The following is a 16,934-nucleotide window of genomic DNA, read 5'->3' as shown; positions in this document are numbered from 1 at the left end:
CACTCGTCGGGTCGGGGCCCCCGCCCGCGTGGCGCGGCGGCCCCGACCCGACGAGTGAGGCACCCCATGGACAGCACCGACCGCCGCGACGACCTCGCCGAGCTGCGCATCCGCGTCGAGGAGGCTCTGGCGGCCGACGACGTGGTGGTGGAGCAGGTGCGCGCCACGGGCACCGCCGAGCACCGCACCGTCGAGGTGGTCCTCGACCGCGCCTCGGGCACCCAGGGCCTGAGCCTGGACGACGTCGCCCGCCTCTCCGGCCGGGTCTCCGCCGCCCTCGACGCCCTGGGCGACCACGTGCCCGGCGTCGGTGCGGGGGAGTACCTGCTGGAGGTCACCACCGCGGGCGTGGACCGCCCGCTCACCGAGCCCCGCCACTTCGCCCGCAACGTCGGCCGTCTCGTCGAGGTCTCGGTCGACGGCGCCGCGCCCGTGACCGCCCGCCTGAAGGACGTGACGGCCGACGACGTCGAGCTGGCCGTGGTGCGCCCGCCCGCGAAGAAGGGCATGAAGGCCAGGGAGCTGCCCGCCGAGCGGGTCGCCCTCGACCGCCTCGGTCCGGCGATCGTGCAGGTAGAGTGGAGCCCCGCTCAGCAGGCCGGCGACGCCGACGCCGCCGCGGGCGAGGACACGGCCGAGCACACGGAGGCATGAGTTGGACATCGACATGAGCGCGCTGCGCATGCTGGAGGCGGAGCGGGAGATCCCGATGGACCGCCTCATCCCCACCATCGAGCAGGCCCTGCTCATGGCGTACCACCGCACCCCGGGGGCCCTGAAGCGCGCCCGCGTGGAGATCGACCGCGCGACCGGCCACGTCACCGTGTGGGCCACGGAGCTGGACGAGGACGACACGCCCATCGGCGAGTTCGACGACACCCCGAACGGCTTCGGCCGGGTGGCCGCCTCCACGGCGCGCCAGGTGATGATCCAGCGCATGCGCGAGGAGGACGACGACAAGGTCCTCGGCGAGTTCAAGGACAAGGAGGGCGAGCTCGTCTCCGGCGTCATCCAGCAGGGCCTGAACCGCCACATGGTCCAGGTGAACCTCGGCACCCTCGAGGCCGTCCTCCCGCCGCCCGAGCAGGTGCCCGGCGAGGACTATACCCACGGCCGCCGGATCCGCGCCTACGTGGTCTCCGCGACGCGCGGCGCCAAGGGCCCGTCCGTCACGGTGTCCCGCTCGCACCCCGGCCTCGTGCGCAAGCTCTTCGAGCTCGAGGTCCCGGAGATCGCGGACGGCTCGGTCGAGATCACGGCGCTGGCCCGCGAGGCCGGCCACCGCACCAAGATGGCCGTGCGCGCCACCCGCCCCGGGGTGAACGCCAAGGGCGCCTCCATCGGGGAGATGGGCAGCCGCGTGCGCGCCGTCATGACGGAGCTCAACGACGAGAAGATCGACATCGTCGACCACGTGGACGACCCCGCCGCGATGATCGCCAACGCCCTCTCGCCCGCCACGACCGTCTCGGTGGAGATCCTCGACGCGGACCAGCACTCGGCCCGCGCCGTGGTGCCGGAGTACCAGCTGTCCCTGGCCATCGGCAAGGAGGGCCAGAACGCCCGCCTCGCGGCCAAGCTCACGGGCTGGCGGATCGACATCGTCGGCGACGGGGTCACCACCTCTGCCCCGGGCCGCTGACCGTCCCCGGGAACAGATCCGGGCCCGGACGCGCTAGGATGGATGAGGTCCTTTCTCGATCCGACGCCCGTGAGGGGTGAACGCATGACGTCTCGGACGGTCGTGCGCACCTGCATCGGATGCCGATCGAGGGCGGACCAGCAAGAGCTGGTGCGCGTCGCTCTGGACTCCTCGACGGAACCCCCATCCGTCGTCTGGGACCCGGAACGACGCCGTCCAGGCCGGGGTGCGTGGCTGCACCCCGGTGAGGACTGCCTCCACCTCGCCCTGCGCCGCCGCGCGTTCGGGCGGGCCTTCCGGTCCGCCGTCGACGCCGACGCGCTGGGCCGCACTGCGGAGGCACCGGCTGACAGACCGACAGATGAAGGCGGGTCAGAGATCTGATGCGTACCCGATGAGCACTGAAGCATGAGTGCCCAGCGATGAACTTCACCCCCTGCTATCAGGCAGGCCGTGGTGCGCGTGCCCTGGTGGTGCGCGCGACGGCCTGGAGCAACGTCAACGGTCCCAGGACGCGCTGAGACGGACAGCCCGAGCGGCTCCGTTCCGGCCCGTGGGGCCAGAACAGGAGAACCGTGGCCAAGGTCCGCGTCCATGAGCTCGCCAAGGAGCTCGGCATCACCTCGAAGGAGGCCTTGAGCACGCTCAAGGACCTCGGCGAGTTCGTCAGCTCGGCTTCGTCCACCATCGAGCCCCCGGTGGTCAAGAAGCTGCGCAACGCCTACCCGGGTGCCGGCAAGTCCGCCGCCAAGCCCGGTTCCACGCCCGCCGCCCCGGGCCGTTCCGCCGCGCCGAAGCCGGCGGCCGCCCCGTCGCCGCGCGCCGCGGCCCCCACGTCGAATGCCGGCGCCCCGGCGCCCGGTCCCGCCGCGGGCCGCACCGCCGCGCCCAAGCCGGGCGCCCCGCGTCCCGGCAACAACCCGTTCAGCCCCAAGGGCGGCTCCGCCGGGCCTCGCCCGGGCGCCCGCCCGGGCGGCCGTGTCGGTGCTCCGCGTCCGGGCAACAACCCGTTCGCCCCCTCGCAGGGCATGCGCTCCGGTCGTGAGGACCGCGCGCCTCGTCCGGGCGGCCCCCGTCCGCCGGCCGGTGCCGGCGGTCCCCGTCCGGGCGGTCCGCGCCCGGCCGCGGGCGCCGGCGGTCCCCGCCCCGGTGGGCCGCGTCCGAACCCGGGCATGATGCCCAAGCAGATCACCCCGGCCCCGCAGCCGGCCCGCGGCCGTGGCCGTCCGGGCGGCGGCCCCGGTGGCGGTCCGGGTCGTCCCGGCGGCCCGGGCGGCCGTGGCGGTCGCGGCAACGCCCAGGGCGCCTTCGGGCGCGGCGGCGGCCCGCGCAGGGGACGCAAGTCGAAGCGCGCGAAGCGCCAGGAGTTCGAGCAGCAGCACACGCGTGAGATCGGCGGCGTCAAGGTCCCCAAGGGTGACGGCACCACCGTCCTGCGTCTGCGCCGCGGCGCGTCCCTGGCCGACTTCGCCGAGAAGATCCGCGCCGACGTCGCCGACCTGGTGAAGGTGCTCTTCACCCTCGGCGAGATGGCCTCGGCCAACCAGTCCCTCGACGAGGAGACCTTCCAGCTGCTCGGCGACGAGCTGGGCTACAAGGTCCAGATCGTGTCCCCGGAGGACGAGGACAAGGAGCTGCTGGAGGCCTTCGACATCGACCTCGAGGCCGAGGCGGCCAACGAGGACGAGGCCGACCTCGAGCCGCGCCCCGCGGTCGTCACCGTCATGGGCCACGTGGACCACGGCAAGACGCGTCTGCTGGACGCCATCCGCTCCTCGAACGTCATCGAGGGCGAGGCCGGCGGCATCACGCAGCACATCGGCGCCTACCAGGTGCCCGTGGAGCACGAGGGCGAGCAGCGTCGCCTCACCTTCATCGACACCCCGGGTCACGAGGCGTTCACCGCCATGCGTGCCCGCGGTGCGAAGGTCACCGACATCGCCGTGCTGGTGGTGGCGGCCGACGACGGCGTCATGCCGCAGACCGTCGAGGCGCTCAACCACGCCCAGTCGGCCGGCGTGCCGATCGTGGTGGCGGTCAACAAGATCGACAAGGACACCGCCGCCCCGGACAAGATCCGCGGTCAGCTCACCGAGTACGGCCTCGTGCCCGAGGAGTACGGCGGCGACACGATGTTCGTGGACGTCTCCGCGCGCAACAACATCAACATCGACCAGCTGCTCGAGGCGATCCTGCTCACCGCGGACGCCGCCCTCGAGCTCACGGCGAACCCGCACAAGGCCGCCCGCGGCGTGGCCATCGAGGCCAACCTCGACAAGGGCCGCGGCGCCGTCGTCACCGTGCTGGTGCAGACCGGCACGCTGCGCGTGGGCGACACCATGGTGGTGGGCTCCGCCCACGGCCGTGTGCGCGCCATGTTCGACGAGAACGGCAACGCCGTGGAGGCGGCCGATCCGTCGCGTCCCGTCCAGGTGCTCGGCCTGTCCACGGTGCCGCGTGCCGGCGACTCGTTCCTCGTCACCGACCACGAGCGCACCGCCCGCCAGATCGCGGAGAAGCGCGAGGCCGCGGACCGCAACGCCCAGCTGGCCAAGCGCCGCAAGCGCATCACCCTGGAGGACTTCGACCAGGCCGTGGCCGAGGGCAAGCTGGACACGCTCAACCTCATCATCAAGGGCGACGCGTCCGGTGCCGTCGAGGCGCTCGAGGACTCGCTGCTCAAGATCGAGGTCGGCGAGGACGAGGTGCAGCTGCGCGTCATCCACCGCGGCGTCGGCGCCATCACGCAGAATGACGTGAACCTGGCGACCGTGGACAACGCCATCATCATCGGCTTCAACGTGCGCCCCGCCGAGCGGGTCGCCGACCTGGCCGACCGCGAGGGCGTGGACATGCGCTTCTACAGCGTGATCTACGACGCGATCGACGACATCGAGAACGCGCTCAAGGGCATGCTGAAGCCGGAGTACGAGGAGGTCGAGCTCGGCTCGGCCGAGGTCCGCGAGGTGTTCCGCTCCTCCAAGTGGGGCAACATCGCCGGTTCGCTCGTGCGCTCGGGCCTCATCCGCCGCAACGCCCAGGCCCGCCTGGTGCGCGACGGCGTGGTGGTCTCCGATCACCTCAAGATCGAGTCGCTGCGCCGCTTCAAAGACGACGCCACGGAGGTCCGCGAGGGCTACGAGTGCGGCATCGGCCTGGGCAGCTTCAACGACATCAAGGAGGGCGACGTGATCGAGACCTTCGAGATGCAGGAGAAGCCGCGCGTCTGACGGCCGGGGCGGGGGCCCGCACGGGCCCCCGCCTTCCGCGTCCCACCCTCTGAACCATCACCACCGGAAGGAACCGCACCATGGCCGATCCGGCACGCGCCGGCCGCCTGGCCCAGCGCATCAAGGTCCTCGTGGCCGAGGCGCTGCGCCGCGGCGTCAAGGACGATCGCGTGGAGCCCGTCACCGTGACGGAGGTCCGCGTGACCAACGACCTGCAGCACGCCACCGTCTACTACACCGTCCTGGGCGACGAGGCCACGGTGGCCGCCGCCCACGAGGGCATCCAGGACAACCGCGGCATCCTGCGCCGCGAGGTGGGCCGCGGGCTCACCATCCGCCTGGTGCCCACCCTCGAGTTCGTGGCGGACACCGTCCCCGAGGCGGCCGCACACCTGGAGGACGTCCTCCGCGCGGCCAAGGAGCGGGACGCCGAGCTGGCGAAGGCGCGCGAGGGCGCGTCGTACGCCGGTGACGCGGACCCGTACCGCACCGCGGAGCCGGACGCCGACGCCGACGACGCCCCGCGCGCCTGAGGCCCGCGGCACGGTGAGCGCACGCAGCACCGGGGGACAGGCCCCCGACGCGCCGGGAACGGAGGCGTCGGGGGTCGTCCTCGTGGACAAGCCGCAGGGGTGGACCTCGCACGACGTCGTCGGGCGGGTCCGCCGGCTGGCGGGCACCCGCAAGGTGGGCCACGCCGGCACCCTGGACCCCATGGCCACGGGCCTGCTCGTGGTCGGCGTCAACAAGGCCACGCGCCTGCTGACCGCCATCACGGGCACGGACAAGACGTACACGGCCACGATCCGGCTCGGGCAGTCGACCGTCACGGACGACGCGGAGGGCGAGGTCGTGCAGACCCGGCTGGCCAACGCCGTCACGCCCGAGCGCGTGGCCGAGCAGGTCGCCGCCCTCACGGGCGAGATCCTGCAGGCGCCCTCGGCCGTCTCCGCCGTCAAGGTGGCGGGCCGGCGCGCCTACGATCGCGTCCGCGCGGGAGAGGACGTCACCCTCGACGCCCGCCCCGTCACCGTGCACGAGTTCACGGTGCACGAGCTGCGCCGGCTCGACGGCGGCCGGCTGGTCGACCTCGACGTCACCGTGCGCTGCTCGTCCGGGACCTACATCCGGGCGCTCGCCCGCGACCTGGGCGAGGCCCTCGAGACCGGCGGGCACCTCACGGCGCTGCGCCGCACCGCCGTCGGCCCGTTCGACGTGGCCGACGCGCTCTCGCTCGAGGCCCTCGCGGAGCGGTTCGCGATGACCGAGCTCTCCGAGGCCGCCGCCGGGCTCTTCCCGGTGCGCGAGCTGACGGAGCACGAGGCCCACGAGCTCGCCTTCGGGCGGGTCGTGGCGCCCACCGGCACGGGTGAGACGCTCGTCGCCGGGCGCGCGCCGGACGGCCGCGTCATCGCCCTCGTCTCCGACGTGCGCCGCCGCGGCGCCGACGTCGCCAAGCCCCAGCTCGTGTTCGCCCCGGCCGAGGGGCCGGGACAGGGAAGGACCGCATGATCCTCGACGCCTGGTTCTGGACGGGACTGGTGATCGGTGCCGTCTCGTTCGTCGTCTGCGTGGTGATGACGGCGATCCGCCGCCACCCCGCGGACGCCTCGATCCTCTCGGTGGCCGCCGTCGAGCTGTTCACGCTCGTCTATGCGGCGGCCGCCGCCGTCCGCCAGCTCGGCGGGGACACCCTGAACGGCCCCGGCTGGGAGTTCTGGGGCTACATCCTCACCGCCCTGATCGTGCCGGTGATCGCCGTGGGCTGGGCCGTCACGGACAAGACCCGGTGGTCCAACCTCGTGCTGGCCGTGGTCGGGCCCACGATCGCCGTGATGCTGCACCGCATGCAGGTCATCTGGTTCGGGCAGTGGTGAGGAGGATGGACATGGCACCCAGCGACGGCGCCCCCGCGCGCAACCAGGGTCTCGGCCGGATCATCGTCATGGTCTACGCGGTGTTCGCCCTCTCGGCGAGCGCGCGCAGCCTCTTCCAGATCCTCACGCAGTTCGACGCCGCCCCCGTGGCGTACACGCTCTCCGCGGTCGCGGCGGTCGTGTACATCGTGGCGACGTTCGCGCTCGCCCGCTCCGGCGCGCGCGCCTGGGCCGTGGCGCTGGGCGCCGTGCTCGTGGAGCTGGCCGGCGTGGTGGGCGTGGGCCTGTGGACCGTCCTGGATCCGGGGATGTTCGCCCACGACACCGTGTGGTCCCGGTTCGGCGCGGGCTACGGCTACGTGCCGCTCGTGCTGCCGGTGGTCGGCCTGATCTGGCTGCTGACGCACCGCCCCGCCCGCCCGGCCGAGGCGGGGGCGCTCTGATGCGGGTCTGGAACAGCCTGGACGAGGTCCCCACGGACCTGCCGCGCACCGTGGTCACCCTGGGCAACTTCGACGGCGTGCACCGCGGCCACCGGGAGGTGCTGCGCCGGGTCGTCGAGCTGGCGCGGGCCCGCGACGCCCTGGCCGTGGCCGTGACCTTCACCCCGCACCCGCGCGCCGTGCACCATCCCGAGGTGCCCCACGTGGACATCATCAGCCCCGAGCAGCGGGTCGTCCTCCTGGACGAGGCGGGTCTGGACGCGGTGCTCCTGCAGCGCTACACCCTCGAGTTCGCGGACCAGTCCCCGGAGGAGTTCGTCCGCGGCATGCTCGTGCACGGGCTGCACGCCGCCGTCGTGGTCGTGGGGCACGACGTGCGCTTCGGCCGGGGCAACACCGGCGACGTCGCGGAGATGGTGCGCCTGGGGGCCCGCTACGGCTTCGAGGTCGAGGCCGTCGAGGAGTTCCCCGCCGAACACGGGGCCGAGCCGGAGCGCCGCTGCTCCTCGACCTGGGTGCGGGAGGCCCTGGCCGCGGGCGACGTCGCCCAGGCCGCGGCCGTGCTCGGCCGGCACCACGTGCTCGCCGGCGAGGTGGTGCACGGGTTCGCGCGCGGCCGCGAGCTCGGCTTCCCCACGGCGAACCTCGAGACGGATGTGCAGGGCATGATCCCGGCCGACGGCGTCTACGCCGGCTGGGTGCACGACGCGCACGGCGGGGTGTGGCCGGCCGCGATCTCCATCGGCTCGAACCCCACGTTCGAGGACGTCTCCCGCGTGGTGGAGGCACACGTGATCGACCGCCACGACGAGCGGGTGGAGGACTTCGACCTGTACGGCCAGCACATCGAGGTGGAGTTCGTGGCCCGGCTGCGCGGGATGGTCGCCTACGAGGGCGTCGAGAAGCTCGTGGCGCAGATCACGCAGGACGTGGACGAGGCCCGGGCGATCCTGGCCACGACCCCCTCCGACCGGTGAGCGCCCCGGAGCCGGGCGCTTCCCCCGCTGTGCCGAACCTGCCGGGGCGCCCGGCCCGGGCCCGTCGGGCCGGGCCCAACCCCTTCGAGACCGGCGGGGAGCATTACGACGCCGTCCGCCCCTCCTACCCGGCCGCCGTGGTGGACCGCGTCCTGGCGGGCATCGCCGACGGCGCGGAGGTGGTGGAGCTCGGGGCCGGGACGGGACTGTTCACCCGGCTGCTCGCGGCCCGCCCGGCGGACCGGGTGCGGACGGTGACGGCCCTCGAGCCGTCGGCGTCGATGCGCGCCGTCCTGGAACGCGAGGTCGCGGCCGGCACGGGCGGGCGGGTGCGCGCCGTGCCGGGCACGGGCGAGGCCACGGGCCTGCCGGCGGCGAGCGCCGACGCCGTGGTGGCGGCCCAGGCATGGCACTGGATGGACCCGGCCGCGGCGAGCGCGGAGGCCGCACGGGTGCTGCGCCCGGGTGGGCGCCTGGCCGCGGTGTGGAACCAGCTCGACACGGCGGTGCCGTGGGTGCACCGTCTCACCCGGATCATGCACGCCGGGGACGTGCACGCCGCCCGGCCGGAGCAGCGCCGGTTCGCCGCCCCGTTCGGGGCGGAGGAGCACGCGCGCTGGGCGTGGACGCAGCCCATGACCGCGGCGGGGCTGCACGGACTCATGGCCTCGCGCTCGTACTGGCTGCGCGCGGACGAGCGGATCCGGTCCCGGATGACGGCCAACCTCGACTGGTACCTGCACGAGCACCTGGGCCATGCGGCGGACGCGGTCCTGCAGGTGCCCTACGTGACGGTGGCCTGGTGGGCGGCGCCGGTCAGGGGCGGGCGCCCACGGTGACCGGGACCGTCCGGGCGATCCCGGCCCGCCGCGCCTGCCAGAGCAGCAGCGCCGTGGCCACCGCGACCACCGCCACCGAGAGCAGCGTGGCCGCCGGGGAGCCGGCGGTCTCCGCGCCCACGTAGCTGTCCTCGACGGTGCCCACGAGCGTGCCGACGGCGATGATCACCACGTTGTTGACCACGTGGAGGGCGACGGCGGCCTCGAGCCCGCCCGTGCGCCACGTGAGCAGGACGGCGGCGACGGCGAACGCGGCGAGGTCCAGCAGGATCCACGGGTCGAGCGAGCCGTGGGCGAGCGAGAAGGTCGCCGCCGAGAGCACCGCGGTGACCGCGGCGGCCACGACCGGCCGGCGGATCCACGTGCCGACGGCCAGCAGCAGCCACCCGCGGAACAGGTACTCCTCGCCCGCGGCCTGGAACGGGGTGAGCACGAACGCCATGACGAGCAGCCAGACCCAGTCCTGCGCGCGCGGGGCCGTGGGGGCGCCGTCGAGGGCCCACGCGCCCAGCACGTAGGCGAGGAACAGCGGCGTCAGCACGACGACGCAGCGCGCCAGCCAGCGCCAGCGCACGCGGCCCTCGACCGAGTGGACGAAGCGGGCGGCGACGGGGTGGCCCAGCGCCACGGCCAGCAGCGCGACCCCGATCAGCGCGGCGAGCAGGAGGTTGTTCAGCAGCACCATGGGCGCGGAGTACAGGTCGAGGTCGGTCACGTCCGTCGGGTCGGCCGCGCCGAGCAGCGCGGGCCCGGACGTGGCGATCAGGGCGAGAGCGCCCAGCACGCCCCCGAGCACGAGGAGACCCACCAGGCCGGCCAGCACGAGGCCGAAGGACGCGAGCGGGTTCCACCATCGGGCCCGCGGCGTGCGCAGCAGCGCGGGGTAGCCGTGGCCGATCAGCGGCAGATCCAGGGGCGGCGCGGGCGGCCGGAGGGGGAACGACGACGTGGGGGACCGGTGGGGTGCTCACCGGGCCAGGGTAGGCGATGCGGTAGACTCGACCCTCGGCCTCCCTGCAGTCCGCGGTGGGGTGGGCCCCGCGTCGTCCGCCCCGGCGGGGCGCGGCCCGTGTTCGCGGTACCGAAGTGAAGGAGGCCCACCATGGCCCTGGATCCCGCTGTCAAGCAGCAGATCATCAAGGAGTACGCCACCCACGAGGGCGACACCGGTTCCCCCGAGGTGCAGATCGCGGTCCTGTCCCGCCGCATCAAGGACCTGACCGAGCACCTCAAGGAGCACAAGCACGACCACCACACCCGTCGCGGTCTGATGGCCCTGGTCGGTCGCCGTCGTCGCATGCTCGGCTACCTGCAGAAGGTCGACATCGAGCGCTACCGCGCGCTGATCGAGCGCCTCGGCCTGCGCAAGTGACCTGAGGAGGCGGCGCCGGAGCCCGCGGGAGACCCGCGAGCGCCGGCGCCGCCTTTCGTCTGCCCCCGGACGCACGTAGTGTGTCCCGGGGGAGAGATCGCCGCAGCCTGCGGCACTCCGGCGCGCCATGGCGCGCATCCCCGCATCATCGACACACCCGACGGCTCCGCGCCCATCGCTCGCGGTCCTCGACAGTGGCTCCCGGACCCCGCCGCACGGCGGGATGCCGAGGGCCTCGATCGAAGACCAGGGGGACAGGGACGCCTGCGGCGCCGTCCACCTGAAAGGAGGCCCTCATGGAGGGTCCTGAGATCACCTTCGCCGAGGCCGTCATCGACAACGGCTCGTACGGCAAGCGCACCGTCCGCTTCGAGACCGGGCGCCTCGCCCAGCAGGCCGCCGGCGCCGCCATGGTCTACATCGACGAGGAGACGTCGATGCTGTCCGCCACCACCGTCGGCAAGTCGCCCCGCGAGGGCTTCGACTTCTTCCCGCTGACCGTGGACGTCGAGGAGCGCATGTACGCCGCGGGCCGCATCCCCGGCTCGTTCTTCCGCCGCGAGGGCCGCCCGTCCACGGACGCGATCCTCACCTGCCGCCTGATCGACCGCCCGCTGCGCCCGGCGTTCGTCAAGGGCATCCGCAACGAGGTCCAGGTCGTCGTGACCGTCACCTCGATCGCCCCGGACGAGATCTACGACACGGTGGCCATCAACGCCGCCTCCCTGTCCACGCAGCTGTCCGGCCTGCCGTTCTCCGGTCCCATCGGCGGCGTGCGCATGGCCCTCATGGACGACGGCTCCGGCACGCGCCAGTGGGTCGCGTTCCCGAAGCACTCCCAGCTCGAGGGCGCCGTGTTCAACATGGCCGTGGCCGGCCGTGTGGTGGGCGACGACGTCGCCATCATGATGGTCGAGGCCGAGGCGACCCCGGACTCCTGGACCCTGGTCAAGGAGCGCGGCGCGCAGGCGCCCACCGAGGAGATCGTGGCCGAGGGCCTCGAGGCCGCCAAGCCCTTCATCCGCGCCCTGTGCGAGGCCCAGGCCGACCTGGTCAAGCGCGCCGGCAAGGACCCGGTGGACGTCCCCGTGTTCCAGGACTACCAGGACGACGCCTACGCCGCCGTCGAGAAGCTCGCCACGGACCGCCTGACCGAGATCTTCTCCATCGGCGACAAGCAGGAGCGCGAGTCGGCCTCGGACGCCTACCTGCTCGAGGTGCTCGAGGAGCTCGCCGGCGAGGGCAAGGACTTCGCCGAGCGCAAGGGCGAGATCGCCAAGGCCTACGGCTCCCTCACCAAGCAGATCGTGCGCCGCCGCATCCTCACCGACCAGGTGCGCATCGACGGCCGCGGCCTGACGGACATCCGCAAGCTGACCGCGGAGGTGGAGGTCCTGCCCCGCGTGCACGGCTCCGCCATCTTCGAGCGCGGCGAGACCCAGATCATGGGCGTCACCACGCTGAACATGCTCAAGATGGAGCAGCAGATCGACTCGTTGGCGCCGGAGACGGCCAAGCGGTACATGCACCACTACAACTTCCCGCCGTACTCCACCGGCGAGACCGGCCGCGTGGGCTCCCCGAAGCGCCGCGAGATCGGCCACGGCGCCCTCGCCGAGCGCGCCCTCGTGCCCGTGCTGCCGGCCCGCGAGGAGTTCCCCTACGCGATCCGCCAGGTCTCCGAGGCCCTCGGCTCCAACGGCTCGACGTCGATGGGCTCCGTCTGCGCCTCCACCCTGTCCCTGCTGAACGCGGGCGTGCCGCTGCGTGCGCCCGTGGCCGGCATCGCCATGGGCCTGGTCTCCGCCGAGGTGGACGGCCAGACCCAGTACGCGGCCCTGACCGACATCCTCGGCGCCGAGGACGCGTTCGGCGACATGGACTTCAAGGTGGCCGGCACCGCGGAGTTCGTCACCGCGATCCAGCTGGACACCAAGCTGGACGGCATCCCGGCCTCCGTGCTGGCCGCCGCCCTGACGCAGGCCCGCGAGGCGCGCCTGCACATCCTGTCCGTGCTGAACGCCGCCATCGACGCCCCGGACGAGATGGCCCCCACCGCCCCGCGGATCATCTCCGTGCGCATCCCGGTGGACAAGATCGGCGCGGTCATCGGCCCCAAGGGCGCCATGATCAACCAGATCCAGGACGACACGGGCGCGGACATCACCATCGAGGACGACGGCACCGTGCTGATCGGCGCCACCGACGGCGCCTCGGCCGAGGCCGCGCGCTCCGCGGTGAACGCGATCGCCAACCCGCAGGTCCCCGAGGTCGGTGAGCGCTACCTCGGCACCGTGGTGAAGCTGACCACGTTCGGCGGGTTCGTCTCGCTCACCCCGGGCAAGGACGGCCTGTTGCACATCTCCGAGCTGCGCAAGCTCAACGAGGGCAAGCGCGTGGACGACGTCGAGGACGTGCTCGGCGTGGGCCAGAAGGTCCAGGTCGAGATCACCAAGATCGACGACCGCGGCAAGCTGTCCCTCTCCCCGGTGGTGGCGGAGTCCGACGCCCTGGCCGAGACCGCGGACGCGATCGAGTCCTCGCAGATCGAGGCCTGATCCGCCCCGCCCGGCCCGGTGACCACGACGGCGCCGCACCCTCCCCGCGAGTGGTGCGGCGCCGTCGTCGCGCATGGGCGAGAATGGCCGTCATGAGTGTTCACCGTGAGATCCCCCTGGACTTCGACGGCGTGCTGGCGGACGAGGGCAACGGTTCCGTGGTGCGCCGCTCCGTGCTGCCCGGCGGCGTCCGCGTGCTCACCGAGGCCATGCCGGACCAGCGCTCGGTGACCATCGGCTACTGGGTGGCCGTCGGGTCCCGTGACGAGTCGCCCGAGGGCTACGGCGCCACGCACTTCCTCGAGCACCTGCTCTTCAAGGGCACTCCCACGCGCACCGCGATGGACATCGCGGCCGCCTTCGACCGCGTGGGCGGGGAGTCCAACGCCGGCACGGCCAAGGAGTCCACCGTCTACCACGCCCGCGTGCTGGACGAGGACCTGCCGATGGCCGTGGAGGTCCTCACGGACATGCTCACCTCCTCCCTGATCGACCCGGACGAGCTCGAGACCGAGCGCGGCGTGATCCTCGAGGAGCTCGCCATGGACGCGGACGACCCCGTGGACGTGGCCCACGAGAAGCTCGCCGAGGTCATGCTGGACGGCCACCCCCTCGGCCGGCCGATCGGCGGCACGCCCGAGACGATCCGGGCCGTCACCCGCGACCATGTGGTGGGGCACTACACGCACTGGTACCGCCCGGACGAGCTCGTCGTCACCGCCGCCGGCCACCTCGACCACGACGAGGTCTGCCGCCTCGTCCTCGCCGCCCTGCGCGCCTCGGGCTGGGAGCTCACCCCGGGAGCCCTGCCCGCCCCGCGTCGTGCCGTGGACACCGCCGGGGCCGCGGCCTCGCGGGTGCGGACCGGCACGCACACCGTCACCAAGGCGGTCGAGCAGGCCAACGTCCTCGTCGGCGGCCGCTCGCTGTCCACCACGGACCCGGACCGCTTCGCCCTGGGCGTCATGCAGTCCGTCCTGGGCGGGGGCATGTCCTCGCGGCTGTTCCAGGAGATCCGCGAGCGCCGCGGCCTGGCCTACAACACCTACTCGTTCTCCGCCGGGTACTCCGACGCCGGCTACTGGGGCCTGTACGCGGGCTGCCAGCCGGACCGGGTGGACGAGGTGGCCGCGCTGATGGAGGCCGAGCTGGACCGGATGGCCGAGGCCGACGTCACCGGGGAGGAGCTCGCGCGCGCCCACGGGCAGATCTGCGGCGGCACCGTGCTGGGCATGGAGTCCACGGGCGCCCGCATGTCCCGGCTGGGACGGGCCGAGCTGGTCACGGGGGAGTACGTGGACCTGGCGGCCTCCCTCGCCCGGGTCCGCGAGGTCGACGCCGGCCAGGTCCGGGCCGTGGCCGCGCGCCTGGCCGCGGGGGACCGGGCGCGCGTCGTCGTCGCCCCGGCCTGACCTCGGCCACGGCCGCCGGGGCGGGCCGCGTAGGCTGGAGGCCATGACCGAGACCCGCACCCCCTCCGCCGTGTCTGCTCCCGACGACGTCCCGCGCGTCGCGATCCTGGGCGCCCGTGGCCGCATGGGCCGCCACGCGGTGCCCGCGGTGCGAGCGGCCGAGGGGCTGGAGCTCGTGGCCGAGCTCGGCTCGCAGGACCGCCTGGACGCGGTGCTCGACGCCGGGGCCACCCACGTCCTGGACCTCACGGTGCCGGACGCCTCGCCTGAGAACGTGGCCTTCGCCGTGGAGCACGGGCTGCACACGGTCGTCGGCACGTCGGGCTGGGTGCCCGAGCGCCGCGAGCGCCTCGAGGCGCAGCTGGCTGAGCACCCGGGGGTGGGCGTGCTGATCGCCCCGAACTTCTCGGTCGGCTCGGTGCTGGCCTCGGCGTTCGCCGCGCAGGCGGCGCGGTACTTCGAGTCCGTCGAGCTCGTCGAGCTGCACCACCCGGACAAGGTGGACGCCCCGTCGGGCACGGCCGTGCGGACCGCCGAGCTCATCGGTGCGGCCCGGGACGCGGCCGGCGTGCCCGTCTCCCCGGACGCCACCGAGCACGACCCGGACGGCGCGCGCGGTGCCGTCGTCCACGGCGTGCACGTGCACGCGGTGCGCCTGCGTGGCCTGGAGGCGCACCAGGAGGTGCTGCTGGGCGGGCCGGGCGAGCAGCTCGTGGTCCGGCACGACGCGTTCGACCGCGGCGCCTACATGCCCGGCGTCGTCCTCGGCCTGCGGACCGTGGCCTCCCGCCCGGGTCTGACCTACGGACTGGACGGATACCTGGACCTTGGCTGAGCCCTCCCGCACCCCCGACGACGGCGCCGTGGGCCCGACCGAGCACGCCGCCCGTGCCCGCCGCTCGACCGTGATGAGCAAGGTGTGGGTCGGCTTCGTGTCCCTGCTCGTGCTGCTGTTCGCCGGGTTCGCCCTCAACGCGTCCGTCGCGCTGGTGCGCGCCCCGCAGCCGCTGGCCAAGGCGATCGGCGTGGGCGTCATCCTCGTGGTGCTGGTGACTGTGGCCGTCCTGGCCCGCGAGGTGTGGTTCGGCCGCCAGACCGAACGCCTGGCCGACCAGCTCGAGGCCGAGGGCGGGCTGCCGGAGGACGACCTGCCGCGCTCGCCGGGCGGCCGGATCGACCGGGAGGCCGCCGACGCCCAGTTCGAGCTGTACCGCGTGGAGGCCGAGGCCGCACCGCGCGACTGGCGCGCCCGCTACCGCCTCGCCCTGGCCTACGACGCCTCGGGCGACCGCCGCCGCGCCCGCGAGGCGGCCCGGGAGGCCGTCCGCCTGCACCGCGCCGGCTGACGCGGCCCACGCGTCGCTCAGCGCCCTGCGACGGCCCGTTCCCCACCCGCCCGGGAGAGCCGGGCCATCACGGCCTCGAGCGGACCCCGTCGGCCGCTGAGCTCGGCGGCCAGCCCGGCCGCGAGGCTCAGCACGACGAGGGCGGCGAGCAGTGCCCCGTCGGCCGGGTCGAGTCCGGTCGCGTCCACGAGCGCGAGCACCACGAGGTGCCCCACGTAGAGCGTGAGCGGGATGCGCCCCGCACCCACGAGCGGGCGCAGCGCGGCGTGCCCGACCAGCGGCCGGGCCAGCAGGCAGGCGCCCAGCACGGCGCAGGCCCAGCCCGCCGCAAGCACGGCGGCTACCACGGACCCGGAGTGCGGGGTCGGCAGGGCGAGCCACAGCGGATCCGGGATCAGCAGCGCGAGCCGCGGCTCGCCCGTGCGCAGCGTGAGCGCCGTCTCGACCGGGTCCGTGCCGATCGCCGCGGCGACCCGCCCGACTGTGCCCGGAGCCCGCAGCACCGCCGCACCGACGACGCCGGCCGCCGCCCACGCCGCGGCCCCGCCGCCGAGGATCCCGGCGGCCACGCGGGGACGGTCCAGCGGCAGCCGCCCCAGGGCCAGCCCCAGCACGAGGAACGCGCCCCAGGACAGGACGGGGTAGTAGCCCGTGACCGTGAGATCGGCCAGCAGCAGCCCGGGACGCAGCAGGTCCGCGGGGCCGGGGGAGAGCCAGAGCCGCCCGCCCACGAAGAACTCCTGGCGCCCCACGGCGGCCTGCGCGGCCGCGACCACCGCGAACACCAGCACCGGCCCGAGCACGAGCCACGCCCCCGCGATCACCCCCAGGGTGCGGGCACGCAGGCCCAGCAGGGGCAGCGCGAGCAGGAAGAGCAGGGCGTAGTGGCACAGGATGACGGCCACGGGGACCCCGAGCGTCCCGCACGCGAGCCCGAGCACGAACAGCAGGCCCGCGCGTCGGGCGATCCGGCGGCGCAGCGTCGCGCGCCGGGCCCCCGTGGCCGGCGTCGCGCCCCCCGTGGACAGGGCCAGCCCGACGCCGGCCAGCAGGACGAACAGCACCGAGGCGCGTCCGGCGAAGGACAGGAACGCCGGGTGCGGCGCCCCGTCCGCCGTCGCCGGGTCGAGGACGTGGACGGTGATCATGCCGAGCAGGGCGATTCCGCGGGCCGCGTCGACGCCGGGCAGCCGGCGACGCGCGGGCCGGTCCGGGCGGACGGCGGCGGGGGGCGGGGC

Annotated in this window: 17 protein-coding genes; 15 read left to right on the top strand and 2 right to left on the bottom strand. The window is 74.1% G+C overall.

All coding sequences use genetic code 11. The features are described from left to right. The first annotated feature begins 66 nt into the window (after positions 1-66). From rimP to J1M38_RS09110, 10 genes are all read left to right on the top strand, one after another. The gene (gene rimP / locus J1M38_RS09155; protein WP_144826369.1) at positions 67-654 is read left to right on the top strand and encodes a ribosome maturation factor RimP; all 588 of its coding nucleotides are present in this window, start codon (positions 67-69) and stop codon (positions 652-654) included. Position 655: 1 nt separating this feature from the next. Then, the gene (gene nusA / locus J1M38_RS09150; protein ID WP_206481343.1) at positions 656-1,642 is read left to right on the top strand and encodes a transcription termination factor NusA; all 987 of its coding nucleotides are present in this window, start codon (positions 656-658) and stop codon (positions 1,640-1,642) included. Positions 1,643-1,684: 42 nt separating this feature from the next. Then, positions 1,685-2,026 carry a YlxR family protein gene (locus J1M38_RS09145; protein ID WP_078025530.1) on the top strand — a complete coding sequence of 114 codons (342 nt, stop codon included), beginning with the start codon at positions 1,685-1,687 and terminating at the stop codon, positions 2,024-2,026. 191 nt (positions 2,027-2,217) lie between these two features. Next, positions 2,218-4,872: a translation initiation factor IF-2 gene (infB, locus tag J1M38_RS09140; protein WP_206501228.1), complete on the top strand. Its 2,655-nt coding sequence runs from the start codon at positions 2,218-2,220 to the stop codon at positions 4,870-4,872. Between the two features lie 80 nt (positions 4,873-4,952). Next, positions 4,953-5,405, top strand: a complete 453-nt coding sequence (gene rbfA / locus J1M38_RS09135; RefSeq protein WP_036314977.1) for a 30S ribosome-binding factor RbfA — start codon at positions 4,953-4,955, stop codon at positions 5,403-5,405. 13 nt (positions 5,406-5,418) lie between these two features. After that, complete coding sequence (gene truB / locus J1M38_RS09130; RefSeq protein WP_078026112.1) at positions 5,419-6,384, top strand: tRNA pseudouridine(55) synthase TruB; 966 nt, start codon at positions 5,419-5,421, stop codon at positions 6,382-6,384. Further along, entirely contained in the window at positions 6,381-6,749 is a 369-nt protein-coding gene (locus J1M38_RS09125) for a hypothetical protein (RefSeq protein WP_002855305.1), read from the top strand. The genes truB and J1M38_RS09125 overlap by 4 nt, the downstream gene beginning before the upstream one ends. An 11-nt stretch (positions 6,750-6,760) precedes the next feature. Then, entirely contained in the window at positions 6,761-7,192 is a 432-nt protein-coding gene (locus tag J1M38_RS09120; protein ID WP_036314984.1) for a hypothetical protein, read from the top strand. After that, complete coding sequence (locus J1M38_RS09115) at positions 7,192-8,169, top strand: bifunctional riboflavin kinase/FAD synthetase (RefSeq protein WP_041104239.1); 978 nt, start codon at positions 7,192-7,194, stop codon at positions 8,167-8,169. The genes J1M38_RS09120 and J1M38_RS09115 overlap by 1 nt, the downstream gene beginning before the upstream one ends. Then, a complete protein-coding gene (locus J1M38_RS09110; RefSeq protein ID WP_036314991.1) occupies positions 8,166-9,008 on the top strand; it encodes a class I SAM-dependent methyltransferase in 843 nt (280 codons plus the stop codon). The genes J1M38_RS09115 and J1M38_RS09110 overlap by 4 nt, the downstream gene beginning before the upstream one ends. On the opposite strand, the gene J1M38_RS09105 is transcribed toward J1M38_RS09110, so the two are convergent. Continuing rightward, positions 8,986-9,831: a CPBP family intramembrane glutamic endopeptidase gene (locus tag J1M38_RS09105; protein WP_342345102.1), complete on the bottom strand. Its 846-nt coding sequence runs from the start codon at positions 9,829-9,831 to the stop codon at positions 8,986-8,988. The genes J1M38_RS09110 and J1M38_RS09105 overlap by 23 nt on opposite strands. A gap of 279 nt (positions 9,832-10,110) precedes the next feature. Between J1M38_RS09105 and rpsO the strand changes: the two genes are divergently transcribed. The 5 genes from rpsO (at position 10,111) to J1M38_RS09080 (ending at position 15,696) form a co-directional block, all read left to right on the top strand. Continuing rightward, positions 10,111-10,380, top strand: coding sequence for a 30S ribosomal protein S15 (rpsO, locus tag J1M38_RS09100; protein WP_017488396.1), 270 nt, complete (start codon positions 10,111-10,113; stop codon positions 10,378-10,380). Between the two features lie 296 nt (positions 10,381-10,676). Then, complete coding sequence (locus J1M38_RS09095) at positions 10,677-12,938, top strand: polyribonucleotide nucleotidyltransferase (RefSeq protein ID WP_036315001.1); 2,262 nt, start codon at positions 10,677-10,679, stop codon at positions 12,936-12,938. A gap of 92 nt (positions 12,939-13,030) precedes the next feature. Further along, complete coding sequence (locus J1M38_RS09090; protein WP_095353817.1) at positions 13,031-14,350, top strand: pitrilysin family protein; 1,320 nt, start codon at positions 13,031-13,033, stop codon at positions 14,348-14,350. A 43-nt stretch (positions 14,351-14,393) separates the two neighbouring features. Further along, on the top strand, positions 14,394-15,185 hold the full coding sequence (gene dapB, locus J1M38_RS09085) for a 4-hydroxy-tetrahydrodipicolinate reductase (RefSeq protein ID WP_002855289.1): 792 nt from the start codon (positions 14,394-14,396) through the stop codon (positions 15,183-15,185). Then, on the top strand, positions 15,178-15,696 hold the full coding sequence (locus J1M38_RS09080) for a hypothetical protein (protein ID WP_036336780.1): 519 nt from the start codon (positions 15,178-15,180) through the stop codon (positions 15,694-15,696). The genes dapB and J1M38_RS09080 overlap by 8 nt, the downstream gene beginning before the upstream one ends. A gap of 17 nt (positions 15,697-15,713) precedes the next feature. Here J1M38_RS09080 and J1M38_RS09075 read toward each other — a convergent pair. Further along, on the bottom strand, positions 15,714-16,934 hold a 1,221-nt coding region (locus J1M38_RS09075; protein ID WP_206501227.1), incomplete at its 5' end, for a heparan-alpha-glucosaminide N-acetyltransferase domain-containing protein.

This window comes from Micrococcus sp. KRD070 (assembly GCF_017168435.1).
GTDB lineage: Bacteria > Actinomycetota > Actinomycetes > Actinomycetales > Micrococcaceae > Micrococcus > Micrococcus luteus.
Note: the sequence above shows the minus strand (reverse complement) of the source record. Positions and strands in the feature narration are given on the sequence as shown.